This is a genomic window from Rhodococcus sp. 21391 (genome assembly GCF_016772255.1).
Classification (GTDB): domain Bacteria; phylum Actinomycetota; class Actinomycetes; order Mycobacteriales; family Mycobacteriaceae; genus Rhodococcus_F; species Rhodococcus_F opacus.
Genome location: NZ_CP063783.1, coordinates 58,470 through 80,846, shown reverse-complemented (window position 1 = coordinate 80,846; position 22,377 = coordinate 58,470). Strand labels below are relative to the sequence as shown.

Here is a 22,377-nt window from a genome sequence, read left to right as displayed (position 1 = left end):
CATCGGCCCAAAGGAGGACGACAATGATCGAGAACCCGTACTACACAAACGAATTTCATGGCGATTACGAACTGATCGGCATCGGACAGCTCGACTTGGAGGAAGGCGGTTCCATCCCCGACTGCCAGCTGGCGGTGGCAACCTTCGGCGTATTGAACGAGGCCAAGGACAACGCGATCCTCATCCCGACGTGGTATTCGGGTACACACCAGATCTGGCGGGATGTCTACATCGGCCCCGACCACGCGCTCAACCCGGAGAAATACTTCATCGTCTGCATCGACCAGATCGGCAGCGGGCTGTCGGTCTCCCCACATAATGCCGCCGGCGCCAACGCCGGTATTGCGATGTCGAAGTTCCCGCACGTCCGCATCGGCGACAACGTGGTCGCGCAGGAGCGACTGCTGCGTGAGCACTTCGGCATCGAACGCCTCGCCCTGGTGACCGGCGGGTCGATGGGCGCCCAGCAGACCTACGAGTGGGCGGTGCGCTTCCCCGACAAGGTGCTGCGCGCCGCGCCGATTGCGGGCACAGCACAGAACACGCCGGGCGACTTCCTCATCGCCGAGGCGATGCGCGAAGCGATCCAGTCGAGTCCGGGCTGGAACGGCGGGGAATACACCTCCAACGAACAGGTCGTCGACGGGCTCATCCGGCAGGCCCACATCTGGGCCATCGTCGGATTCTCCACCGAGTTCTGGAAGCATGAGGGGTGGCGGGCGATGGAGTTCGACTCCAAGGAGGCGTTCCTGAGCGGATTCCTCGAGCCCTACTTCACTGCGATGGACCCCAACGCGCTCCTCACGCAGTCGTGGGCGTGGCAGCGCGGTGACGTCGCCCGCCATACCGGCGGTGACCTGGCGGCAGCACTCGGCCGCATCACCGCCAAGACCTTCGTCATGCCCATCGACGAGGATCAACTGTTCCCGGTCGGGGACTGTGTCCCGGAGCAGGAATTGATCAAGAACAGCGAACTGCGGGTCGTCGAGGACACCCTTGGTCACTTGGGTCTGTTCGGTGTTTCACCGACCTACATGCCCCAGATCGACCGGCACCTCGGGGACCTCCTCGACATCGAGGTCTGAAGCCGGGCCGGGCGCGGCGTCGAGCTTGATCGACACAGCCAGCTCATCCGCCGCGAACCACCCGGTCGCCCGAGTCCAATAATCCTGCTGTCTGACAACCCTTTCGGAGAAAATCGATGCATCATCTGATCGTCTGTTACGGCCACCCGGACGAACCCGCGTCCTTCGACCAGTACTACAGCACCACCCATCGCCCACTGGCCGACAAGATCCCCGGTGTTCGCACCTGGCACGCCGGCAAGGTCAGCGCCCTCGACCAGTCGCAGGCGCCCTACCACCTCGTTGCCGTCTTGAGCTTCGACTCCCGGCAGGCACTCGACGACGGACTCGCCTCACCCGAAGGGCAGGCCGCCGCCGCCGACATCGGAAACTTCGCCACCGGCGGAGCCACCCTGTTCGTCACCGACGACTTCATCCCCTCCGCCTGACCTGAGGCCGCGCACATCCCGGACCGTGAACGCCCCGCGGTCCGGGATGCGCCGTTCGGTGGCTCCGCCAACCACCCGTCACACGCAATGTCCGCTCTCTGGCGGGTCATTTCCGAATACGGAGCGAAAGCCCTGTTCACCGCCCTACCGCGCTGCGCGCGGTCAGAAAGGTGGATCCCGAGGCGGCCGAGGTGGCGCACTACGATCTGTCGAAGTTTCGGTCATTGTTCCTGGCCGGTGAGCGGCTGGACCCGGAGACCTACCGGTGGGAGCAGGCCAAGTTGGGTGTACCGGTGGTCGACCCCTGGTGGCAGACCGAGACCGGATGGCCGATCGCGGCGAGCCTGCGCGGGTTGGCACCGATGCCGATCAGGCCGGTTCGCCGTCGGTGCCGGTGCCCGGGTACGACGTGCGGATTCTGGACGAGGACGGCACCGAGATGGGGCCCGGTCAGGAAGGCGCGGTCTGCCTGAAGCTGCCGATGCCGCCGGGCACCTTGCCCGCCCTGTGGGGCGCCGACGAACGGGTATGTCGCGTCCTACCTGACGCGGTTCCCTGGCTACTACCTCACCGGTGACGGCGGATACCTCGATGAGGACGGCTACCTGTTCGTGATGGGACGTACCGACGACGTGATCAACGTCGCCGGGCACCGGCTCTCCCCTGGGTTGATGGAGGCGGTGCTGGCGGCGCACCCGGCGGTGGCCGAGTGCGCGGTGATCGGCGTGGCCGACCGGTTGAAGGGTCAACTGCCGCGCGGGTTCGTGGTGCTCAAAGATGGAATCGACATCGATCACGACACGCTGCAGGGCGAGTTGATCGCCGCGATGCGTCGAGACATCGGCGCCGCGGCAGCCTTCCGGCAGCTGACCATCGTGGAGCCACTGCCGAAAACGCGGTCGGGCAAGATCCTCCGCAAGTCGATGCGGGCCATCGCCGACGGCCACGACGAGCCGGTCCCCTCCACCATCGAGGACCCTGCGGTGCTCGACGCGCTGAGACCGACGCTCCGCGGCGAATAGCTCGGCGCTGCGAATCCGCAGTGCCGGCATCCGCCCGGACGGTCGGTCGCGGGTCGACGCAGGTTTCCGATGTCCTATTCTGGGACACTCAGGGAAAGTGACCTGCGACACAGTAGTGGGGTGAGTCGGAGACACCAGGACGGAGATTTGATGGACAGCGACCCTAGGCGGCGGCGAGTGACTACCGATCGTCGCCCCGCTTCATCCCTGTCCGCAACGGACGAGGTCTCCAGCTTCATCGCCCAGTCGTGGCAGCGATCTCGTCAGGCGGGCGTGGTGCCGGACGGCTCGAGCCCTCCTCGTCTCCAGTTCGTCGAAGACCTCGACCTGCGTCGCCGGCTGGTGCAATGCGCCTCACCGATCCTCGATCGCCTGCACGACGACCTGTCCGGAATGTCACTCAGCGTCGCGCTGACCGACGAGCATGCCCAAGTCATGTTGCGGCGCGACAATGATCCTGTCCTTGCCGCCAAGCTCGACAGCGTCTATTTCGCGCCCGGGTTCAACTACTCCGAGGAACTCATCGGCACCAATGGCGTCGGCACCGCCCTCGAGACCGGCATGGCCGTCTACGTCGACGGCCGCGAGCACTTTCACGAGGCAATCCACGATTTCACCTGCGCCGGCGCGCCCATCCACAATCCGATCCTCGGACGTGTCGAAGGATTGATCGATATCAGCGGTCTGGCCCGAGAGGCGAACCCGCTGATGCGTCAACTCGCGCTCGGGGCTGCACGGGACGTCGAGTCGGCACTGCGTTCGACAGGATCGGCGAAACAACAGCTCGTGCTGGGAGAGTTCCTCGCAGCCTGTCGACGTCGACAGGTCGCGGTGTACTCACTGAGCTGCGGCGTCTTCATGTCGAACACCATCGGTTCTCGCCTGCTCGATCCGATCGACGAGGCGTTCCTCCGCGAGGAAGCACATTCGCTGCTCGGCCCCTCGCGGATCACCCAGCTCGCCCTTCACCTCCCCTCGGGCGGCACCATCACGGTCAAGCGCAACATCATCGAGGACGGTGCCGAGGTCGCGGGAGTGATCCTCGAAGTCGAACGGCCTCCGCACCCCAGGTCCTCGACCACGCACCACCGCAGCCTTCCTGCGCTGCCCGGATCGACCGGATCCTCACCGCAATGGACCCGGTGCAGCAGGGAGCTGATCTCCCTGGCATCCACCGATGCCAACACGATCCTGCGGGGAGAAGGTGGAAGCGGCAGGCTCACCCTTGCGCGCGGGGCACATCTGTACAAGAACCCCCAAGCACCGATTGCCGTCGTGGACTGTAACCCCACGGAATCCGTCGAGGAACGCCTGAGAAACGCGCTGGATTCCGCCGCCACCACCGTCGTTCTCCGCGATATCGACCTGCTCGACGCACGCCTGGACCAGGCCGTCTCCGATGTGGTGTCCGCCGATCAGCGCAGCTATCCGGCACGGTGGATCGTTGCCACCTCGTCCACCGACGGAGATCGGCTCCTGCACTCCGCCCTTGCTCGCAACTTCACCACGACAATCGATGTCCCCGCGTTGCGACACCATCCCGGCGACGTACCGGCAATCATTCGAATGTGCTTGGGGCAGCTCGCACCTCACCGCGACGCCGACATCCCCGACGACGTGTTACGGGTGCTGAAGAAATACCACTGGCCGGGCAACATCACCGAACTCGTGGACACGCTCAAGCACGCTCTGCGCGCCAAGCCGGCGGGGGTGATCACCGCAGTCGACCTGCCACCCGCACTCAGTTCGGCGCCTCGGCGAACGATGACGGCGATGGAGAGCGCCGAACGCGATGCCATCGTGGTGGCGCTCCGCGAATGCGGCGGCAACCGCGTGGCAGCCGCGAAATCACTGGGGATCGCCCGGTCGTCGCTCTATCGAAAGATCGACACCTTCGGCATTCACCTGTGACCTCCTCGGCGCAGGCTCATCGGTCCAGACATCCGGTGTCTCGACGCCGGAAGTCGACGATCACGACCGAGGGTGTCGTGAATCTTCATAAACCTGTCCCGCTGGTTCTAGTTTCGCCGCACCGCCGGGCAGAGAGTGTGACAGCAGCGCTCAGCAGATCGCAGACCGCGACGGCAGGGCAGTACCGTGGATCACATGATCCCGGGTGGGCAATGCGCCCCGCGGAATGGAGAAGACGATGACAGCACGAGTCGACGAATACCGGCTCCTGAACTGGCGGACGACGAAGCCGCAGGCGAGAGGGTGCAGCGGTGGGAGCAGATGCTGTCCACGACCCACCTGCCGTGGTCGGTGACCGTTCCCGACGACACCTCGCGGCCGTTCGACGCCTACGTTCGGCGCTGGTGAATCGATGATCTGGCGCTCGTCGATTGTGAATGCGATCCCTGCTCGGGCACTCGGCAGCGCCGTCAGGTGGCAGACACCGACGGGGAGTTCTTCGTCGTTCTGATCAACCGGGCCGGCCGGGAAACCGTCACCCAGGATGACATCACCGTCAATGTCGGACCAGGCGATGCCGTGGCCTGGGACAGCACCAAGGCCGCCCGATTCGTGTGGGAAAAATTGTCCAACCGGAGTTTGATCATTCCCCGGGCCGCGCTCGATGAGGTAGGCGGCAAGGCGTGGGCGCATCCCGAGCTCACGCTGCGCGGAGACTCGCCGGCAAGCCAGCTGCTCACCAGCTACCTCGACACCCTCGCCAGCAGCCTGCCCCGGTTGAGCCAGTCCGCCGTCGCCGCGGCCCGCAACGCCACTCTCGAACTGCTGATCGGCGCCGTCCGTCCAGACACCGTCGACACCTCTCCCCGGGCAGCGGCCCGGCTCTGCGCGACGCCATCGACCGGTTCATCGAACAGAATCTGCTCGACGAGCACCTGAATCCCGGTGCGATCGCCGCCGCTCACGGAGTGTCCGTGCGCACCGTCAACCGCCACCGGCCAGACCGTCAGCGGCACCATCCGCATCCGCCGCCTCGCACGCGCTCGCGGCGAGCTCATGGACCGGGCAAGCCGATCGGTGCCATCGCCACCAAATGGGGTTTCTCGGACGGCCCCCACTTCACCCGCACCTTCAAGTCGACCTACGGCACCACCCCAAAGGAGTTCCGGGAGGCGTACCTCGCCAAAGGTGGCGCAACGATGCAACAAGATGTCCCGCGTGTTCACGGTCTCACTGACGGACTGATTGAGACTGGAGTCCCACCAGCCCAACGGTGAGCTGCAGTACTGCTTCTGGGCTGGGATTCCACCCACTGAAGGAGATCAACGATGACGCGCCGTGATATCGAGTTCAGCGCAGAAGGCACCACGCTCCGCGGATGGTTCTACACCGCAGACGATTCCGTCGGTGCACGCCCGACGATCGTGATGGCACACGGATATTCCGCGGTCAAGGAGATGTACCTGGACCGGTACGCCGAGGTGTTCGCCGCGGCGGGACTCAACGCGCTCGTCTTCGACAACCGCAACTTCGGTGCGAGCCACGGATCGATCCCCGCCAGGAGATCGATCCGTGCAGCAGATTCGCGACTACCGGCACGCCATCACCTTCGCCACCACCTTGGCCGAGGTCGACTCCAACAACATCGGTTGTGGGGCAGCAGCTATTCCGGCGGCCACATGCTCGTCGTGTCCGCGCTCGACCGCCGCGTCAAGGCCGTGGTGAGCCAGGGGGCCCTGGTCGACGGCTACCAGAACCTGCGTCGTTTGGTGCGCCCGGACTTCATCGAGGGTTTCCGTGAGCAGTTCGACGCCGACCGCCTGGCCCGATTCAACGGTGAGGCGCCGGCGATGGTGCCGGTGGTCGACGCGGACCCGCACGCTCCCTCCGCGCTGCCGACTCCGGACTCCTACCAGTGGTTCACCGAGGGCCACGAGACGATTGCGCCGTCCTGGCGCAACGAGGTGACCCTGCGCAGCGTCGAGATGCTCGGCGAATACGTGCCCGCCGACTACATCGCCTACATCAGCCCGACCCCGCTGCTGCTGTTGCCGGCTGTCAACGACGTGCTCACCCCGACCGATCTGGCGATCGCCGCCTTCGAGAAGGCCCGCGAGCCCTAGCGGATCGAGATCCTGCCCGGCGGGCACTTCGACATCTACACCAAAGGATTCGAGCAGTCGAGCTCCCTGGCCCGGGACTGGTTCGTCCAGCACCTGGCCCACTGATCCGGCTCTGACCCACAACATTCGAGGAGTGCAGTGATGGGAAACCGTCTGCAGAACAAGATCGCCGTCGTCACCGGATCCAGCTCCGGCAACGGCCGCGCGATCGCTTTGGCGCTGGCCGCCGAGGGCGCGACCGTGGTGTGTTCGGACGTCCGCCGTGAGGCCCGCGAGGGTGGCTACGAGGAGAACGCCAACGTCCCCACCGACGAACTGATCGTCGCCCAGGGCAAATCGCAGTATATCGACGCCGACGCCGGGAATTATGCGTCGATGGACAACCTGGTCACGACCGCGGTCAACAGCTTCGGCCGTCTCGATGTGATGGTCAACAACGCCGGCATCTTCACCGGGCTGCACACCATCGTCGACGAGACCGAAGAAGACTACGACCGCACCATGCGGATCAACTCCAAGAGCGTCTGGCTCGGCAGCAAGTTCGCCATCGCTCAGATGCTCACCCAGGATCCGGTGGACGGCTCCCGCGGATGGGTGGTCAACATCGCCTCGATCGGTGGTCTGGTCGGCCTGGCCGCCGAATCCGGCTACTGCGCCGCCAAGGGTGCGGTGGTCAATCTGACCCGCAGCTGGCCGTCGATTTCGCCGCCGAGCGGATCAACGTTAACGCCGTGTGCCCCGGCTTTCTGGCCACCGCCATGGTGCGCCCGTTCCTCGACGACCCGGAACTGAACAAGGCGCTGCACGCGAAGTCGCCGTGGCCCGAACTCGGCACCGCCGAGGACGTCGCGCAGGCCACCGTGTTCCTCGCCTCCGGTGACGCCCGCTGGGCCACCGGATCCCTGCTGACCATCGACGGCGGCTACACCGCCCCCTGATTGGAGAACCATGAACCGCCTACAGAACAAGGTCATCGTTGTCACCGGATCGAGTTCCGGTCTCGGCCGCGGCATCGCCAAGGCCTGCGCCACCGAAGGCGCCAAGCTGGTCATCAGCGACATCCACGAGCAGCCGACCACCGGAGGCTTCGAGGACGACGCGGCACCGACCACCGCGGAGTCGATCCAAAAGTCCGGCGGCGAAGCGATCTTCGTCCAGGCCGACGTCACCAAGTCCACTGAAGTGGCTGCACTCGTCAAGCAGACCGTTGCCGAGTTCGGCCGCCTCGACGTCTTCATCAACAACGCCGGGATCTTCCGCGCCGGCAAGCGGCTGCACGAGTTCAGCGAGGCTGACCTCGACGTGGGCTTCGACGTCAACGCCAAGGGCACGTTCTTCGGCGCCCAGGAAGCAATCAAGCAGTTCCTGACCCAGGGCGACGGCGGCAACATCGTCAACATCGTCTCCACCGCCGGGCTGCAGGGCCACCCGAATCAGTCGGTGTACAACATCTCCAAGGGCGCCCAGGCGAACCTGACCCGGTGCCTGGCCATCGAGTACGGAAAGGACCAGATCCGTGTCAACGGCATCTGCCCGACCTACGCCAAGACGGCACTGACCCGGGAGTTGTTCGACGACACGGACTTCGACACCTCCTTCACCGATTCCATCCCGCTGAAGCGGTGGGGAGAGATCGAAGACGTCGCCAACCTGGCCGTCTTCCTCGCCTCGGACGAGTCCAGCTACATCCACGGTGACCTGATCAAGATCGACGGCGGCGAAACCCTCTGCCGCTACTCGGTCTGACAGTGAGCGGCGGGAACACGGGCCCGATCGTCGACACCTGGTGGCAGACCGAGACCGGCGCGATCATGATCTCCCCGCTTCCCGGGATCACCGCCACCAAGCCCGGGTCGGCGATGGCACCCCTGCCCGGCATCTCCGCGAAGATCGTCGACGACGACGCCAACGAACTCGGCGCCGGCGGCTCCGGCTACCTCGTGCTCGACAAGCCCGTTACCTTATTTACGGTCCTTCACAGAAGGGCTACGGTCGCCAGACCCGGTATGACTCCTTGCCCCTGTCTCACGCATGATCCGGGGGGTGGTGTCGCCGGGTGTGGTGGCGTCGACGGACCGCTGATAGACCTCCGATCTTGTTATCGGGTCAAGCGGCGGCAGGCTCTGACGTTGTTCCGTGACAGGGAAATGCTTTGATCGCGTCGTACTTCTGATCGGTTTGCAGGCACTGATCGAGCTGACCGAGCGTACGGTTGAACAGATGCCGGAGTGCAGCCGCGTGGCGATCACCATGTTCGCGCCGGGCAAGGTAGTACGCGCGGGCTGCACCTTCCTCGGCCGGCGGCGACGAATGCCCAGACAACCCCGACCGCGGCGAGCCGGTTGTATTTCACGTGGCGGTGAGTGACTGCGATACTGCGCCCCGATGCGCGCGTGACCGGTGCCGACCCAGCAAATGCCTTCAGCCCACGTGCGTCGGCAAAGCGGTCGCGGTCGTCGCCGATCTCGGCCAGCACCCGGGCACCGGTGACGTCGGCCAGTCCCGGAAAGCTTGTGATGACCGCATGGCCAGGGGGCTGCCGAAATGATTCGGACGCAGCCTCATTGAGTTCCTGCGCGTTCTTGCACTCGGCGTCCAGCGTCGCGACGAGGGCGCGAGCCTGGCGCCCCATCGCCTGCTCCACCAAGGGTGGCTGGCGCAGTTGCCGGCGGCGCAGCGCGTCCTGGATTCGAGCCGCGGCGTCATCGAGGCGCCGCTGCCGCCCCGCCCGACGCAACACCGCAAGGATACGGCTCTTGGTCAACCTCGCGCCCTGCTCTAGCGTCGGCGCCACCGACAGAATCGCTCTAGCTTCCACGGTGGCGAGGTTGGTGTGCACACCGTCCCCGAAGGCGTCGAGAAAGCCCGGGTAGTACTCACGCAATAAGGCTCGTAGTTCTTGAGTGGCCCTGGTGCGCCGCCAGATTGCATCCTGAGCAGCGCGGGCGAGCACCGCGATCGCCCGCGCGAGGTCGCTATCGCCCGGTAGCCGCCGATGAGCATGTGCGTCGGTCCGCAGTATGTTAGCCAGCGTCAGCGCGTCGATTTTGTCCGACTTCTTGCGGGCCACCGAATGTCGCTAGGTGGACGGGCCGATCGACAACCCAGGGCGTCCACATACCCTGCGTCAGTGATATTCGCATCTCCTCGACCATCGGGCCCACCAGGTCTCAGATCGCGTCGGCTGGCCTTCCCGGACGAGTCCCCGCAGGGTCCACCGCCCGACGGTCGGGCGGGAAGGTGACCGTCTAGAGTCGCATCGAGCCGGACTCCAGGTACCGCTGGTGGAACGAGAACGCCTCCCCAAGCAGGTGCGGCGTCTGGCCGGCTCCCGCAGTGGCCGTCGCCCGCTCGACGTAGTCGGTGAGCAGCGGCCGGAATTCCGGATGCGCGCAGCGCTCGATGATCACCCGTGCCCGTCGACGCGGCGACAACCCCCGCAAGTCGGCGAGGCCCTGCTCGGTGACCAATACCTGGGTGTCGTGCTCGGTGTGGTCGACGTGCGGGGTCATCGGGACGATCGACGAGATCGCTCCGTTCTTCGCCGTGGACGGGCTGAGGAACATCGACAGGTACCCGTTGCGCGCGAAGTCCCCGGATCCGCCGATGCCGTTCATGATTTTGGTGCCCATCACGTGGGTCGAATTGACGTTCCCGTAGATGTCGGCCTCCAGCATCCCGTTCATCGCGATGATTCCCAATCGGCGGACCACCTCGGGGTGGTTGCTGATTTCCTGCGGACGGAGCCGGATGTGCTGCCGGTAGAAGTCGATGTTGGAGGTCAACTCCTCGATCCCGGCCTCCGAGAGTGCCAGCGCGGTAGCCGACGCGAACCGGACGGTGCCGTGCTTGATCAAGTGCAGCATCCCGTCCTGGATGACCTCGGAATAGCAGGTCAAACCCCGATACGGGCCGCGATCGAGTCCCCCGAGTACGGCATTGGCCACGTTTCCGATGCCCGCCTGCAGTGGCAGCAGGGTGTTCTCCGGGAGTCGGCCACACTTCACCTCGTGGTCGAAGAAGTCCAGCACGTGGGCCGCGATCGCCTCACTGACCACATCCGGAGCGGTCAGCGCGCTCGCACTGTCGGGGGCGTTCGTCTCCACCACCGCAACAACCTTGGCCGGGTCCACCCGGTAATGCGGTTGCCCGATGCGGTCCTCCACGCCGGTGAGTTCGATCGGTCGGCGGTGCGGGGGCAGAGCTGTGCCGTAGTAGATGTCGTGGATACCATCCATGGCGTCCGGGACCCACGAGTTGACCTCGAGAATGACTTTTTCCGCGACGTCGAGCCAGGTCTTGTTGTTTCCGACCGACGCGGAGGGGATCAGCTCACCGGTCTCGGTGATGCCGGAGACCTCGACGACCGCGACGTTCACCACACCGTAGTAGCCCTCCCACACCTGCTGGGCCACGTGCGAGAGGTGGATGTCGACGTAATCCATGCGCCCCTGGTTGATCTTCTGCCGTGCCGTGGATTCCGCCTGGTAGGGCATCCGCAGGGCGATTCCGTCGATCTCGGCGAGCATCCTCTCGGTCTCCGTCGACACGGACGCCCCGGTCAGCAGGTCGATGGTGAAATTCGCGCCAGCCGCCCGGGCGGCGTGAATCCGGTCAGCCAAGGCCGGGATGACCGCCTTGGGTGTCCCGGCACTGGCGAAACCGCTGACAGCGACGGTGTCACCCGGACCGATGGCCTTCACCGCTTCCTCCGCCGACGTCACCTTCTGCTGAAACGCCGAGTGACGAATCCGGCTCGACTGCACCGGGGACGCGGAATCACTGATCTGGAGGCTCACGGCGGCCAGTGTAGGAGTGGGCGACGTGACGTGAACACCCCGAAAGGTCGTGATGTTCACCGGATCACATTCGGTGTTCGCCACTGCCCGCCGTCCTCGACCGTTCATCGCGGCCGGGCCGCCGCTCGTCGGCCCCGTGAGGTCGCCCGTCGAGTCGCGCCCGAATGCGCCTCGAAGAGTGATCCTGCTCACTCCCCCGAGCTTCCCGGGTGAGAGGGCCCGGCGATCATGACGCCGACAGGTCTCGATTCCTGGCCTCCCCACAGCGGTCCGTCAGCCGGGGTCACCCTCCAACTCGTCGTCCGCTACCCACCGGCCGTGCCCGAATCCGCTTGTTCGGCGGAGAAGCCACCCCAGGGCGCCGACCATCTCGATTCCGCGCGAGCGAACCCGCTCGCGTTCACCGCGTTCCCCAAGCAGAGTCGAAAACAGATCTGGAGCCAAACCCACGATCGGTTGAACGAGGAAGTCCGGCGCGCACGACGTCGTCGGAATCTTCCCCGACCGCCCCGCCCTGATCCGGCTCGTCGGCGCCGTCCTTGTCGAGCAATACGACGAGTGGAACGAAGCACGTCTTACCTCGGCCTCGACGCTGCATGACGATCACCACCTTCGTCTCGCACTCGTCACTGTCCGCCTCCGAGCGACGTGAATGCGAGCATGCCTTCACCGAGGCCCGAGACTGCGTCATCGTCGCCACCTCGACCCTCAAGCTGGGAATCGACGTCGGCGACCTCGACCGCGTCATCCAAATCAACGCACCCCACCGTCTCGTCGTTTCTACAGCGTCTCGGCCCCACGGGACGCCGCCCGGGAACCAGCCGCAACTGCCTGTTCCTGTGCATCATCGAGGACGCGGTACTCGACGCCCTCGGCATGCTGCAATGCGGTCGCCCGGATGGGTCGAGCCCGTCGTAGCGACACCGGAGCCGCGGCACATCGACAGATCCTTGCCGCAGCGTTGCAGACCCGCCGGGTGCCGCTGGCGGACTGGTAAACGGGTGGGGTCGCTGCCGCGCTTCGATCAGACCGCCCCACAAATCATGGAACACATGCTGACCGAAGGCTTCCTCGCGCAGGACGCGGGAAGCGCGTTCTGCGGAATCGAGGCCGAGAAGCACTTCGGCCGGCGCCATTTTCATGGAACTACTGGCAGTCTTCACCGCAGCACCCGAATTCACCGTGCTCGCCGGCCGTAACAAGATCGGGTCGGTGGAGGCGGCCTCCCTGCTCACCGAAGCGGTCGAAGGCCCGCGCGTGCTGCTGTTCGGCGGCCGGTCGTGGAAGGTGACGCACATCGACTGAAGGCGGCTCTGCTATGTCGAAGCAAGCACCATCACCGGAAAGGTCGACGATGCGCCGTTCCCAATCGTCCTGGTCCGGTTCGGTAGGAAAATCGTCGAGGTCGACGACGTGGGCATGCAGGCCGAGCGCGAAGGCCAGCGCACTGCGCATAGCCCCCTAGACCCGGGCCGGCCCGGTGCGCCGATCGGGTCGACGAGGCGATCACCGAGCTCCGGCGGCTCGATCTCGCGGTGCCGGATTCCTTCCCGGTTCCGGTCAGGATTCTGCGCCTGCCCCCGGATTCTGTGCCACCGAATCTGCACCCCCGGCAGTGCGCCCGGTGAGGTCGGAATTCCGCCGCCACCGGGCCGGGGCGGTCCGGGAAAGCGGAGGCCCGTGGTCGTGGGACGGGTACCCGACGAACGCACCGACGACGCCACGCCGCCGCGTTGTGATGGGGTTCAGGTGCAGAGCCAGAGCCGTTTGCGGGCAACGTCTTTCATTGTTTCGACGACCTCCGGCCGCAGCGGTGCCGGTGGATTGCCGTCGAGGTGATCGGTGAGTCGGCGACAGTACTCGGCGGTACTCATCCCGAAGCGGAGTTCGATCTCGTGTGCGGGGCCGCCGCCGTGGGCCGACCACCGCAACGCGAATTCCACCATCCGGTCCGGGGAAGGTGCCGTTGTCATGCTCGTCCTCTCGAACTCGCGCGGAGTTCCGGTGGGTGTGGTACCACCCGACCGTGTGGCCTCACCCAGCGTGCGGGCGTGCCATGTGCCCCACGGGTGCGGCCGACGGTGCCGCGCCCGGCGGCCCCGCACTGCCCTGCGGCGGTGCTGTGTTGGTGGGGTGGGTGATCGATCGAACCTCCCCATTGACCCACGCAATGGGCGGCGGCTCCGGCCGCCGGTGTGGCACCCGGAGCCGCCGGGAGGGGCGCCGCCGACCCCCACATGGACCGCACAGGGGCGGCGCGGCGACGCCCGGGCTGGTGCCGGACAGATCCCGCCCGGCAGTCCCTGCGATCCCCGGTGCCGCCGTGCGCCGATTGCCGGCGCGTCAGCGCCGTCGCGGAAGCCGCCGGATCTCAGGAGTGGAGGGCCTTCTTCCCGTTCGCGCTGCTGCTGATCTCGACCTTGCGGGCCTTCGCCTTCTCCGCGACCGGGATCGTCAGCCGCAGCACCCCGGCCTCGTAGTTCGCCTCGATGTTGTCGGTGTCGAGATTGTCGCCGAGGATCAGCTGCCGGCTGAACACGCCCCGGGGCCGCTCCGCCGAGACCATCTCCCGGTTCGGGTCCAACGTCGCCCGTTCGGCGTGGACGGTGAGCACGTTGCGCTCGACGTCGAGATCCAGCGAATCGGTATCGACCCCGGGCAGGTCGAGCTCGACGACGAACGTCTCCCCCTCCCGCCAGGCATCGAGGGGCATCACCGTCGGACGCGACGCGGTACCGATCAGCTGCTGGGTCAACCGGTCGAGGTCGCGGAACGGATCCGTACGCATCAACATCGTGTCCACCTCCGAGAAGCCTTCCTTGTCCAGAATCTTCGGCAGGATATCTATGCCAACTGCCATAGATAAATGATGGCAGTCCGCGTATCGTGAGGCAAGAGGCAATCTTCGAAAAACGCTGGGGAGAAGCAGATGTCGCGTGAACCGGAGCCTGCCCCGCGTTCCGGGCGGGGGGTGTACGGCATCACGGTGGCCGCCGAGCTGTCCGGGGTGGCCATCCAGTCGCTTCGGCTCTACGAGCGTTTCGGGCTGCTCACCCCATTCCGCACCGCGGGCGGGACCCGCCGCTACAGCGACGACGACCTGATCCGGCTCCGGCGGATCACCGCGCTCGTCGGGCCGGGGTCAATCTGGCCGGCATCGCCCGCGTCCTCGAGCTCGAGGACGCCAACACCGCCCTCGCCGCCGACAACGCCACCCTCCGAGCGGAAAGGACCTCCCGCCATGACCGAGCCACACCCACCCGGCGTCCCGGACGCCGATCGGATCGAGCAGAACACTCCCGTCGACGATGACAACGACGACGACGCCGACCCGTCGGTCGGCCTCTTCCCGTTCACGACACCCCCGGCCTGGGATGCCGACGACGCCGACCAGCTCGACCAGGCGGTGATCATCCCACTCCCGGACGACGACCACGACGACAGCGACGACACTTCCTGAGGCGTCGACGGTTGGGGCGGGTTGCCGGGGCGAGGGTTGTGAGTGTGGAGGGCCCCGGCACTTTCCGGTCGGCGGCCGGGCAGCACGAGGGCCGACCGCCGGAGGAAGTGCGGGAGTAAAAGAAGTGCAGTGAACAGGGAAGTGAAAACCGATCCGGCCCCCGGTGCCCCACGGCGCCGGGGGCCCCGTCCGTGAGAGGGTCACCCCATTCCGGAATATTCCCCCGATCACGGCCCGGCCGGGAAGTTCGACGACGAGGACTACCCGGCCTACAGCATGGGTCACGCCGCCGAGATCCTCGGCGTGACACAGGCATTCCTGCGCAGCCTCGACGCCGCGAAGCTGCTCACCCCCGGCCGCTCCGCGGGCGGTCACCGCCGCTACTCCCGCTACCAGCTCCGGCTCGCCGCCCGCGCCCGCGAACTGATCGACCACGGCACGCCGCTCGAGGCCGCGTGCCGCATCATCCTCGAAGACCAACTCGCCGAAGCCCGACGCATCAACACCGAACTCCGGCAGAACCGCCCCCCAAAGCCGGGTCAGGTCGGCCCCGCCCCACGCTGAGTAGCCGTGGCCGAGCGTGCACTGCCACGGCCGGTGTTCGCGGGCGGCAACGCAAACGCCGGCGTCCCGGAACCGGGCCCCATCGACGTATTCGTCACTCTCTCACCAACAATCCCGTGATTGCTCCCGTCTTCCACCGCGAGCACGACGGGACGTCCGCCCGGGCGATGAGGAGGGACCCCGGGAGCCGGAGAGGGAATGCCGGAGTCCACGACCTGGTGGGAGGGGCCGGCGGGACGTCAGGACCATCGGGATTCATGCGCAGACACCGGTGGCCGGCGCAGCCGCCACCGGCCACCGGAGGAAGCGTGTGCAGCACGCGTCAGCGGTGCCATCGCACCGGGCCGACCCATAATCCGGTCGCGGGTGGGCGCCGCGGCGGTGGGGTGCCGCGCACGACGACATGGATGCGGGTGGGGGTGGCGTGCTGGGCCTGAGTCCGCGGCGGTCGCCGAGGCTCGGCCTCGGGTTCGGCCGCTGCCGGGTCGGTGGTGCGCCCCGGACGATCCCTCACCCGGCAGGCCGGGGTGACGGATGCGGTCGACGCCGTTGCTGACTCATCATGGGTCGGCGGCGGACGGGCGGTGTGCCCGGGGTTCGCCGCGCCGCATACGAGGGATGACAGGTAACAAAGGCGGCCGCGGACGAACCCGGTCCACAAATGTGCGCTCGTCGTTCTGATTCATCACCCCTTTCCACGCTACGTATGAGATGCGCTCTCGGGACTGGGTTTCCCGGTTCGCGGAGGTGAGCGCTGAGTGGCCCGGATCTCCGGGGCCGGGGGCGCGGACACCGTCCACGACACCGATGCGGGAGAAGATGGGCGCGACCGGCCGGCCGGTGCGGTGGCCACACGGGCGAGCAGGACCACGGCCTGCGGCGTGAGCGCGTCGGCGAGGATGCGGTCCGAATCGGCCTCGAGCAGGGCGTAGTCGAGCTCGTGCCACGGCCACACCACCTCGCGATCGGGGCGCCCCGGAATCACCGTGGCGTTCACCTCGGTGACCATGTTCGCCAATGTCATCGCTGTTCACCCCCTCCCGAGCCTTGTCGGCCTCGCATCGAGTGTCGACGGTCATCGTCGGCCTCGGCTCAGGCGTTGACCGCCTTCTTCTCCGAATGCCGACTGCTGATCTCGATCTTGCGGGGCTTGGCCTTCTCCGCGACCGGGATCGTCAGCCGCAGCACCCCGGCGTCGTAGTTCGCCTCGATCTTGTCCGCATCGAGATTCTCCCCGAGGAACAGTTGCCGGCTGAACACCCCACGCGGACGCTCCGCGGCGACCATCTCCCGGTTCTCATCGAGTGCGGACCGTTCGGCGCGCACCGTCAGCGTGTTCTTGTCGACGTCCAGATCCAGCGAGTCGGCGTTCACGCCGGGCAGATCGAACTCCACCACGAACCGGTCCTCCTCGCGCCAGGCGTCCATCGGCATCACCGCCGGACGAGCCGCGGTCCCGAGGATCTGCTGCGTCAGCCGGTCGAGGTCGCGGAACGGATCCGTACGCATCAACATCATGTCCACCTCCTGAAACCCTCTTCATTCCACCAGGTAAACTCCAGCAGATGCTGTAGGTTCGGTATAGCATCTGTCGTAGACAATGACAAGAGGGTGTGCGAGAAAATTCCCGATCGGAGCACAGAATGCCCGAAAGATCCGGCCGGTACGGCCCCGAATCACCGTCGCTGCGCGGGGTGTACGGCATTTCGGTGGCTGCCGAGCTGTCCGGGTTCGGGATGGCGGCGCTGCGGTTGTACGAGGACTACGGTCTGGTCACCCCGGGCCGCACCAGCGGCGGCACCCGCCGCTACAGCGACTACGACCTGGCCCGGCTGCGGCGCATCGCCGAACTCATCGACGCCGGCGTCAACCTGGTCGGGATCGGCCGGGTCCTCGACCTCGAGACCCGCACCGACGAACTCGAACGCGACAACCGCCGCCTGGCAGCGGACAACGCGCAACTACGCGCCGGAAAGGATCCGGAGACCAGCACAGACCACACGGGTGTCTCCCGTGCCCCCGCAGACGACGCCGACCAGGACCGGCCCGCACCGACCCGGCGGCGATCGGCCACCGGGCAGCGCCCCCGCCTGCCGGACAATGCAACCCGTACCCCCGGTGCCGGCGCAGGCGACCACCGCTGACAGCACCGGGCACGCCGCGTCGAGCGCAACCCCCGGGACTGTCCTTCAGCGACGCCGTGATCGGTCGCGGTCGGTCGAGGCACACCGAGAACAGCCGCACCGCGACGGGAGAGTCCATGCACGACACACGATGGAGGGCCCTCGGGACCTCCTATGGGCCTTACATGCTCGGATGCCCCGGCTTTCCGCAGATGCCCGCCGCACCCAGCTGCTCGAGGCGGCGCTGTCCGTCGCCGAGGACCGCGGCATCGGGGACGTGTCGCTGCGTGCGGTGGCCGAGGCCGCCGGCGTGTCACTCGGGCTGCTGCACCACCGATTCGCCGACAGGGACGAGCTCCTCGCCGCGATGGCCGACGCCCTGATCACCCAGATCAGCGACGGGCTGCGGCTGGCGTTCGGACAGATCGCCGGCGCCCCTGCCCTGACCGGGGTCACCGGACTGCGCCGGGTGCTGCGCACCGGGATCGGGGCCCTGGTCCCGATCCTCGAATCCACCGCCGGACGGTAACTACTCACCTACGAGATCACCACCACGGCGCTGCGCCGTCGCGACCTCGGGGACGGTCCCGGCGGGCAGATCGCCGACCGCCAGTACCGCACCATGGACACCGAGGCGGCCGAGTTCCTCCACCGGTGCGCGGAGCGGACCGGCACCAGCTGGCGCGTCCCGGTCGGCGTGGTCGCCCGCTCCGCCCTGGCCGGGTTGGACGGGCTGGTGCTGCGGTGGCTGGTCGACCGCAACACCGACGCGCTGATCACCGGACTCGACGAGCGCACCGCCTTGATCACCCGGAACGCGATCGACGCCACCTCCGATGCTCCGAGCCGGCCTCTCCAGCATTGAGCGCTGCCTAGCAGGCCACGGCGGCATCGCCAACTCGGATGACCGGCGCGCCCATATCTATTGGCACCATCCCCGAACCGGTCGCCCCTCTGACGCGGACAATGGAAGCAGGGCAACCCAGCACGGTCGAAGGGGGCGGACCGATGAATCGGGCGGAGACCGCGGTCCGCCGGATCGACCGCTTCCAGCAACGCCACGCGATCCTCGCCGTGCCCTTCGCGGTGGTGCAGAAGTTCGGCAACGACCAGGCCGGCGGCAAGGCCACCATCATCGCCTTCTACGGGCTGTTCGCCGTCTTCCCCCTCCTGCTGTTGTTCTCCACGATCCTCGGATTCGTCCTCGCCGGACACCCGGAACTCGAACAACGCATGATCAACTCCGCCCTGGCCGACTTCCCCATCCTCGGCACCCAACTCCGCAGCTCCACCCACCCGCTGCGCGGCAACGGCTGGGCCCTGGTCCTTGGTGTGCTCGGCGCCCTCTACGGCGCCCAGGGAATCGGTCAGGCCGCGCAGAACGCGATGAACACGGTGTGGAACGTGCCGTTCAAAGGACTGGCCCGGGTTCGTCGGCCGCCGGATCCGGGGACTGACGATCCTGGTGCTGCTCGGGATCGGGATCCTGGTCTCGACCACCCTGATCGGATTCGCACCCCGCTTCGGCCCCCTGTCCGCCGCCTGGACCTCGGTTATTGCTGCAGGGGTCAACTTTCTCGTCTTCCTCGTGTCCTTCACGGTGCTGACCTCGGCGACCGTGCGGGTGCGGGACGTGGCCGTCGGGGCGGTGGTCGCCACCGCGTTCTGGGAGATCCTGCAACGCCTCGGGGACTGGTTCGTCCGGTACACCATCAGCCACTCCACCGACGTGTACGGATTCTTCGCCATCGTCCTCGGCCTGCTGTCCTGGCTGTACCTCGGTGCCCGGCTGACCCTGCTCGCCGCCGAGATCAACGTCGTTCTCCGCTACCGGCTCTGACCCCGGTCGATGACCCAACCCCCGTTCACCCCGCAGGACAAAACCGCGATGGTGCTGCTGGCGAAGATGGAGGAACGACGGCCCGAGGAGACCGTCGACGTCACCTTCACCCCGGAGGCCGACCGCCAACCGCTCGACGAAACCGACCAGACGACACCCGCCCCCAACAGACCCAGCCGCCCCGGACCGCCGGAGCAATGACGCCCACGGCGTACCCGAGGCGGGCTACCTGCCGGTTTGGCGACGCAGACTTCCTCACTCGTCGGCTACAAGTGACTCCTCGAGGACCACGCCGCGCGGTAATCGCCACCTTTGGTATGGAATAGGTTGCACCTCAACAATTCTCACCGAACCGAACGGCTGCCGCGACCGGGGTGCGCCATTCACCGGGTCGACCTCGGCCCGGGGGCGATGCGTTCGACCGCCACGCGCAGCGGCGGCAGATAGTTGTCGATGACACCTTCGACGATCTCCCGATCCACACGAAAATACTCGTGCGCCGCGATGTTTCGGAACCCTGCGATCTTGTGCCACTCGATCTCCGGCGCCTTCGCCTTCAGATCAGGTTCGAGCGCCTTCGCGGCTTCACCGATGATCTCCAGTTGCCGGACAATAGCGTCGTAGGCCATGTCGCCGTCGCAACCCGAGAGCTTTGACTGATATCGCTCCACTGCGGCGATGGCGTCCAGGATGTCCCGACACCGATCGTGGTCCCCCCTGCTCACACGTCGATCATATCGGCCACGGCGGTCTCGGAAACCACGTCCTTGGCGACACCCCGGGCAACCACGTCCACTTTCGCTCCGAGCAGCTCGGATAGCTCGTCAGCCAGACCCAACATCGACACAACCTGCTCGTACTCCGGCGCCTCGATGCTGACCATCAGGTCGATGTCACTGTTCGGTCCGGCGTCGCCGCGGGCTACGGACCCGAATAGCTTGGCGTCGAACGCACCGTACTTGGCGAGCGTCCGTCGCACCTCGGCGCGACGCGCGGCCAGGACCGCACGGAGATGGTCACTGTCGGGAGAGCGGGCCGGTGCAGCCATTTCGATGTCCTTCCGAGACGGCGTGTTCTTTCCCACGGTACCTTTCACCCCTCAGACCTGCGCGGTCAACGAACGTCCGAAGTACGGCGTCGGGTGTGATCAAGGCATACGCCCCGAAACGACTCACCCGACGAACACGGTCAGGGCGAGCAGCACAACATTGCTCACGATCGTCTACCTCCTCGCCGCTCACTGCCGGCCGACGGGGTGTTGCGGCATGTCCTCGTTCCGAACCCTCACACCGGCATCCTCGCCACCAGCTCAACCATCAGGCGCAAGTGGGCGCCGGAGACGGTGACCTTCCCGACGCATTCCCGTTCTGGCCTGGCCCGATCAGCACAATCCCTTCGGAACTTGCAGCGAGTGGATGCCCTGCCGGGAACCGTGCGTGCATCGCTCGCTTGCCAGGGGCGGAGGCTGTTCTGCGAACGGCTCCTTACCAGACGACAAGCTGGCGACCGTCCGTGCCGCCGCAATCCGCGCCGCGACCACCGCGAAGCACCCCAGTTGCCGGCGGCTGCTGCGATCGTCCAGGGCGGTTGCGCGATCATTACTGTGGGCCGAACGACCCTACCGGTCGGTGGCGAGGAACGCGGCGGTCACCTCGGCCGGGATTCGTCCCTTGTCCGAGACCGTGAGGCCCTGTGCCCGTGCCCACGCGCGCACCACCGCCGGCCGCGGCCGAGCACCGTCCGCGCCGATCACCCCACCAATTTCGTCGAGGGGCCCGGCGGGAGCGAACGTGGTTTCGAGCCCGGCGGTGGTGTGCGCGGTGTCGAGTTCGTGCAGGCAGGCCCCGAGCCACCGGTAGGTCCATTCCTGCGCCAGCTGCCGTGTCTCGCAGAACGTCACCGGCACGGTGGGGAACCGGGCCTGCAGCTCCGCGAGGGCCTCGGCGACGGCGGCGCCGCGGACGTGCTCGAGTTGGAACAGTCGGCGGTAGCGGTCCTCGACCACCACCGCCGCGCGGGGCAGTGTGGCCAGCTCCGCGATCGCGTAGGTCATCCGCCCGGACAGCAGGCTCGCGGCCAGGTCCTCGACCGTCTTACGTTCCACCGCCGCGACGACATCCGGCCCGAGTTGCACCGCGTAGTCGCCCGCGGGGAGCCGGCGGCGGACGGTGCTGGCCTGCTGCTTGCCGAAGGTGTACGGGTACTTCTCCGCGGTGTCGACGACGATCTCGAGTACCCGGCCGTGCGCCCGCGCCGCCGGGACGTTCACCGCGGGGCGGGCCTGTTTCGCGGTGCGGGGCGACTGCCAGAAGATCATTTCCCGTCCGCGGGCCCGGGTCAGCACCAGTTGGGACCGGTTCTCCCGGGCCCGGGTCAGGACCAGGTCGATCGCCGCGCCGCGGCGGGTGCACGAGCGCACCGGCAGCCGGTCGAGGATCTGCGCGTCGTCGGGCCAGCCGTCGGCGCGGTGGCAGTACACCTTCGCCTCCCGCGGCCACGGTGACCGGGCCTTGACCACGATCCCGTCCGCGCCGAGCGGCACCCGGACCAGATACGGCAGGGACGAGCCCTCCTCCGGGTTGCGGGCGATGAGGAGGTCATCGGGCATGCGGTCAGGATAACGGCCGGAATACGAATTTCCCCGGCCAACTCCGCCCGGAGTGTCCCCGTCCTCCGGGGCGCGGTGCGGCGCGCATCCCCACGATCGGCGGACACGATTCCCCGCGGCGAGATCTCCCGGTCGAGTGTCTTTCACACCCAGTCAGGCACCCCGCTTCCGCCCCACTCCCCACCCTCGGAGGGTGACGATCATCCTGGTGACCAGCAATTTTCCGCCCACTCCCCCACTCCCCACACCATGGCCGAGTTCGGGCGAAATCATGTTCCGGCCCGCCTGCGGTGATGGACCCTGGCGGCGGCGGGGAGCCGAGGAGTCTGCGTACGCCACGGGAGGTCGAATCGGCGACGGCCCGACGAGGGAGACCACCCGGCAATGGCCGCGGGTGCAGCAGTGCAGGAGTGG

At 67.0% G+C, this 22,377-nt stretch carries 19 protein-coding genes and 10 pseudogenes; 20 read left to right on the top strand and 9 right to left on the bottom strand.

The features are described 5' to 3' along the window. Positions 1–23 precede the first annotated feature (23 nt). The 10 genes and pseudogenes from GO592_RS42460 to GO592_RS45555 all read left to right on the top strand — a co-directional run. Positions 24–1,085 carry an alpha/beta fold hydrolase gene (locus GO592_RS42460; protein ID WP_007295825.1) on the top strand — a complete coding sequence of 354 codons (1,062 nt, stop codon included), beginning with the start codon at positions 24–26 and terminating at the stop codon, positions 1,083–1,085. A 116-nt stretch (positions 1,086–1,201) separates the two neighbouring features. Further along, the gene (locus GO592_RS42455) at positions 1,202–1,513 is read left to right on the top strand and encodes an EthD family reductase (protein ID WP_005564687.1); all 312 of its coding nucleotides are present in this window, start codon (positions 1,202–1,204) and stop codon (positions 1,511–1,513) included. 93 nt (positions 1,514–1,606) lie between these two features. Beyond that, a pseudogene (locus GO592_RS45575) lies at positions 1,607–2,535 on the top strand (AMP-binding enzyme); the annotation flags it as partial. A gap of 177 nt (positions 2,536–2,712) precedes the next feature. Continuing rightward, the gene (locus tag GO592_RS42440) at positions 2,713–4,446 is read left to right on the top strand and encodes a sigma-54-dependent Fis family transcriptional regulator (RefSeq protein WP_237720346.1); all 1,734 of its coding nucleotides are present in this window, start codon (positions 2,713–2,715) and stop codon (positions 4,444–4,446) included. A gap of 474 nt (positions 4,447–4,920) precedes the next feature. Continuing rightward, positions 4,921–5,385, top strand: coding sequence for an AraC family transcriptional regulator (locus GO592_RS45570; RefSeq protein WP_007295831.1), 465 nt, complete (start codon positions 4,921–4,923; stop codon positions 5,383–5,385). 29 nt (positions 5,386–5,414) lie between these two features. Next, positions 5,415–5,723 (top strand): helix-turn-helix domain-containing protein, encoded by a 309-nt coding sequence (locus tag GO592_RS45565; protein WP_328286579.1) that lies wholly within the window; start codon positions 5,415–5,417, stop codon positions 5,721–5,723. Positions 5,724–5,774: 51 nt separating this feature from the next. Beyond that, a pseudogene (locus tag GO592_RS42425) lies at positions 5,775–6,674 on the top strand (alpha/beta hydrolase). 36 nt (positions 6,675–6,710) lie between these two features. Further along, a pseudogene (locus GO592_RS42420) lies at positions 6,711–7,507 on the top strand (SDR family NAD(P)-dependent oxidoreductase). A 10-nt stretch (positions 7,508–7,517) separates the two neighbouring features. Next, positions 7,518–8,315, top strand: coding sequence for an SDR family NAD(P)-dependent oxidoreductase (locus tag GO592_RS42415; protein ID WP_007295834.1), 798 nt, complete (start codon positions 7,518–7,520; stop codon positions 8,313–8,315). A gap of 2 nt (positions 8,316–8,317) precedes the next feature. After that, positions 8,318–8,524 (top strand): annotated as a pseudogene (locus tag GO592_RS45555) (AMP-binding protein); the annotation flags it as partial. Between the two features lie 151 nt (positions 8,525–8,675). On the opposite strand, the pseudogene GO592_RS42405 reads toward GO592_RS45555, so the two are convergent. Together GO592_RS42405 and GO592_RS42400 are read right to left on the bottom strand one after the other, a co-directional pair. Then, positions 8,676–9,648 (bottom strand): annotated as a pseudogene (locus GO592_RS42405) (IS110 family transposase); the annotation flags it as partial. Between the two features lie 169 nt (positions 9,649–9,817). Next, positions 9,818–11,428: an acetyl-CoA hydrolase/transferase family protein gene (locus GO592_RS42400; RefSeq protein ID WP_237737288.1), complete on the bottom strand. Its 1,611-nt coding sequence runs from the start codon at positions 11,426–11,428 to the stop codon at positions 9,818–9,820. 282 nt (positions 11,429–11,710) lie between these two features. Between GO592_RS42400 and GO592_RS42395 the strand changes: the two are divergent. After that, positions 11,711–11,959, top strand: a pseudogene (locus GO592_RS42395) (transposase); the annotation flags it as partial. Next, positions 11,959–12,670 (top strand): annotated as a pseudogene (locus GO592_RS42390) (helicase-related protein); the annotation flags it as partial. The pseudogenes GO592_RS42395 and GO592_RS42390, both read left to right, overlap by 1 nt. A gap of 443 nt (positions 12,671–13,113) precedes the next feature. Here GO592_RS42390 and GO592_RS42385 read toward each other — a convergent pair. Both GO592_RS42385 and GO592_RS42380 read right to left on the bottom strand, forming a co-directional pair. Then, positions 13,114–13,341 carry a hypothetical protein gene (locus GO592_RS42385; protein WP_007295839.1) on the bottom strand — a complete coding sequence of 76 codons (228 nt, stop codon included), beginning with the start codon at positions 13,339–13,341 and terminating at the stop codon, positions 13,114–13,116. A gap of 398 nt (positions 13,342–13,739) precedes the next feature. After that, positions 13,740–14,162 carry an Hsp20/alpha crystallin family protein gene (locus GO592_RS42380; RefSeq protein ID WP_007295840.1) on the bottom strand — a complete coding sequence of 141 codons (423 nt, stop codon included), beginning with the start codon at positions 14,160–14,162 and terminating at the stop codon, positions 13,740–13,742. A 135-nt stretch (positions 14,163–14,297) separates the two neighbouring features. On the opposite strand from GO592_RS42380, the pseudogene GO592_RS42375 reads away from it, so the two are divergent. The 3 genes and pseudogenes from GO592_RS42375 (at position 14,298) to GO592_RS42365 (ending at position 15,392) form a co-directional block, all read left to right on the top strand. Further along, positions 14,298–14,680 (top strand): annotated as a pseudogene (locus GO592_RS42375) (MerR family transcriptional regulator). Next, positions 14,610–14,828 (top strand): hypothetical protein, encoded by a 219-nt coding sequence (locus GO592_RS42370; protein WP_039950454.1) that lies wholly within the window; start codon positions 14,610–14,612, stop codon positions 14,826–14,828. Before GO592_RS42375 ends, GO592_RS42370 begins: the two are co-directional and overlap by 71 nt. Positions 14,829–15,035: 207 nt before the next feature. Beyond that, positions 15,036–15,392: a helix-turn-helix domain-containing protein gene (locus tag GO592_RS42365; protein ID WP_050998567.1), complete on the top strand. Its 357-nt coding sequence runs from the start codon at positions 15,036–15,038 to the stop codon at positions 15,390–15,392. 700 nt (positions 15,393–16,092) lie between these two features. Here GO592_RS42365 and GO592_RS42360 read toward each other — a convergent pair. Together GO592_RS42360 and GO592_RS42355 are read right to left on the bottom strand one after the other, a co-directional pair. Next, complete coding sequence (locus tag GO592_RS42360) at positions 16,093–16,416, bottom strand: hypothetical protein (protein WP_039950455.1); 324 nt, start codon at positions 16,414–16,416, stop codon at positions 16,093–16,095. 68 nt (positions 16,417–16,484) lie between these two features. Continuing rightward, positions 16,485–16,907 carry an Hsp20/alpha crystallin family protein gene (locus tag GO592_RS42355; protein ID WP_007295844.1) on the bottom strand — a complete coding sequence of 141 codons (423 nt, stop codon included), beginning with the start codon at positions 16,905–16,907 and terminating at the stop codon, positions 16,485–16,487. Positions 16,908–17,035: 128 nt separating this feature from the next. Here GO592_RS42355 and GO592_RS42350 point away from each other — a divergent pair, with 128 nt between their 5' ends. The 5 genes and pseudogenes from GO592_RS42350 (at position 17,036) to GO592_RS45550 (ending at position 19,556) form a co-directional block, all read left to right on the top strand. Then, a complete protein-coding gene (locus tag GO592_RS42350; RefSeq protein ID WP_007295845.1) occupies positions 17,036–17,536 on the top strand; it encodes a MerR family transcriptional regulator in 501 nt (166 codons plus the stop codon). 172 nt (positions 17,537–17,708) lie between these two features. Next, positions 17,709–18,380 (top strand): annotated as a pseudogene (locus GO592_RS46815) (TetR/AcrR family transcriptional regulator). 38 nt (positions 18,381–18,418) lie between these two features. Further along, a pseudogene (locus tag GO592_RS46190) lies at positions 18,419–18,862 on the top strand (hypothetical protein); the annotation flags it as partial. Between the two features lie 118 nt (positions 18,863–18,980). Next, complete coding sequence (locus tag GO592_RS46185) at positions 18,981–19,355, top strand: YhjD/YihY/BrkB family envelope integrity protein (protein ID WP_272943263.1); 375 nt, start codon at positions 18,981–18,983, stop codon at positions 19,353–19,355. A 9-nt stretch (positions 19,356–19,364) separates the two neighbouring features. Next, positions 19,365–19,556 (top strand): hypothetical protein, encoded by a 192-nt coding sequence (locus GO592_RS45550; protein WP_039950457.1) that lies wholly within the window; start codon positions 19,365–19,367, stop codon positions 19,554–19,556. 182 nt (positions 19,557–19,738) lie between these two features. Here the strand turns inward: GO592_RS45550 and GO592_RS42335 are convergent, their stop codons facing one another. The 3 genes from GO592_RS42335 to GO592_RS42325 form a co-directional block, all read right to left on the bottom strand. Continuing rightward, entirely contained in the window at positions 19,739–20,080 is a 342-nt protein-coding gene (locus tag GO592_RS42335) for a HepT-like ribonuclease domain-containing protein (protein ID WP_007295847.1), read from the bottom strand. Further along, positions 20,077–20,403: a nucleotidyltransferase family protein gene (locus tag GO592_RS42330; RefSeq protein WP_007295848.1), complete on the bottom strand. Its 327-nt coding sequence runs from the start codon at positions 20,401–20,403 to the stop codon at positions 20,077–20,079. Before GO592_RS42330 ends, GO592_RS42335 begins: the two co-directional genes overlap by 4 nt. Before the next feature lie 570 nt (positions 20,404–20,973). Further along, complete coding sequence (locus GO592_RS42325; RefSeq protein WP_007295849.1) at positions 20,974–21,963, bottom strand: ERCC4 domain-containing protein; 990 nt, start codon at positions 21,961–21,963, stop codon at positions 20,974–20,976. Positions 21,964–22,377 lie beyond the last annotated feature (414 nt).

Excerpts from the sequence above, each read along its gene's own strand:
- GO592_RS42460 (WP_007295825.1), top strand. The coding sequence starts at position 24 with ATGATCGAGAACCCGTACTACACAAACGAATTTCATGGCGATTACGAA.
- GO592_RS42455 (WP_005564687.1), top strand. The coding sequence starts at position 1,202 with ATGCATCATCTGATCGTCTGTTACGGCCACCCGGACGAACCCGCGTCC.
- GO592_RS42415 (WP_007295834.1), top strand. The coding sequence starts at position 7,518 with ATGAACCGCCTACAGAACAAGGTCATCGTTGTCACCGGATCGAGTTCC.
- GO592_RS42385 (WP_007295839.1), bottom strand. The coding sequence starts at position 13,341 with ATGACAACGGCACCTTCCCCGGACCGGATGGTGGAATTCGCGTTGCGG.
- GO592_RS42380 (WP_007295840.1), bottom strand. The coding sequence starts at position 14,162 with ATGTTGATGCGTACGGATCCGTTCCGCGACCTCGACCGGTTGACCCAG.
- GO592_RS42370 (WP_039950454.1), top strand. The coding sequence starts at position 14,610 with ATGACCGAGCCACACCCACCCGGCGTCCCGGACGCCGATCGGATCGAG.
- GO592_RS42360 (WP_039950455.1), bottom strand. The coding sequence starts at position 16,416 with ATGACATTGGCGAACATGGTCACCGAGGTGAACGCCACGGTGATTCCG.
- GO592_RS42355 (WP_007295844.1), bottom strand. The coding sequence starts at position 16,907 with ATGTTGATGCGTACGGATCCGTTCCGCGACCTCGACCGGCTGACGCAG.
- GO592_RS42350 (WP_007295845.1), top strand. The coding sequence starts at position 17,036 with ATGCCCGAAAGATCCGGCCGGTACGGCCCCGAATCACCGTCGCTGCGC.
- GO592_RS45550 (WP_039950457.1), top strand. The coding sequence starts at position 19,365 with ATGACCCAACCCCCGTTCACCCCGCAGGACAAAACCGCGATGGTGCTG.
- GO592_RS42330 (WP_007295848.1), bottom strand. The coding sequence starts at position 20,403 with ATGGCTGCACCGGCCCGCTCTCCCGACAGTGACCATCTCCGTGCGGTC.
- GO592_RS42325 (WP_007295849.1), bottom strand. The coding sequence starts at position 21,963 with ATGCCCGATGACCTCCTCATCGCCCGCAACCCGGAGGAGGGCTCGTCC.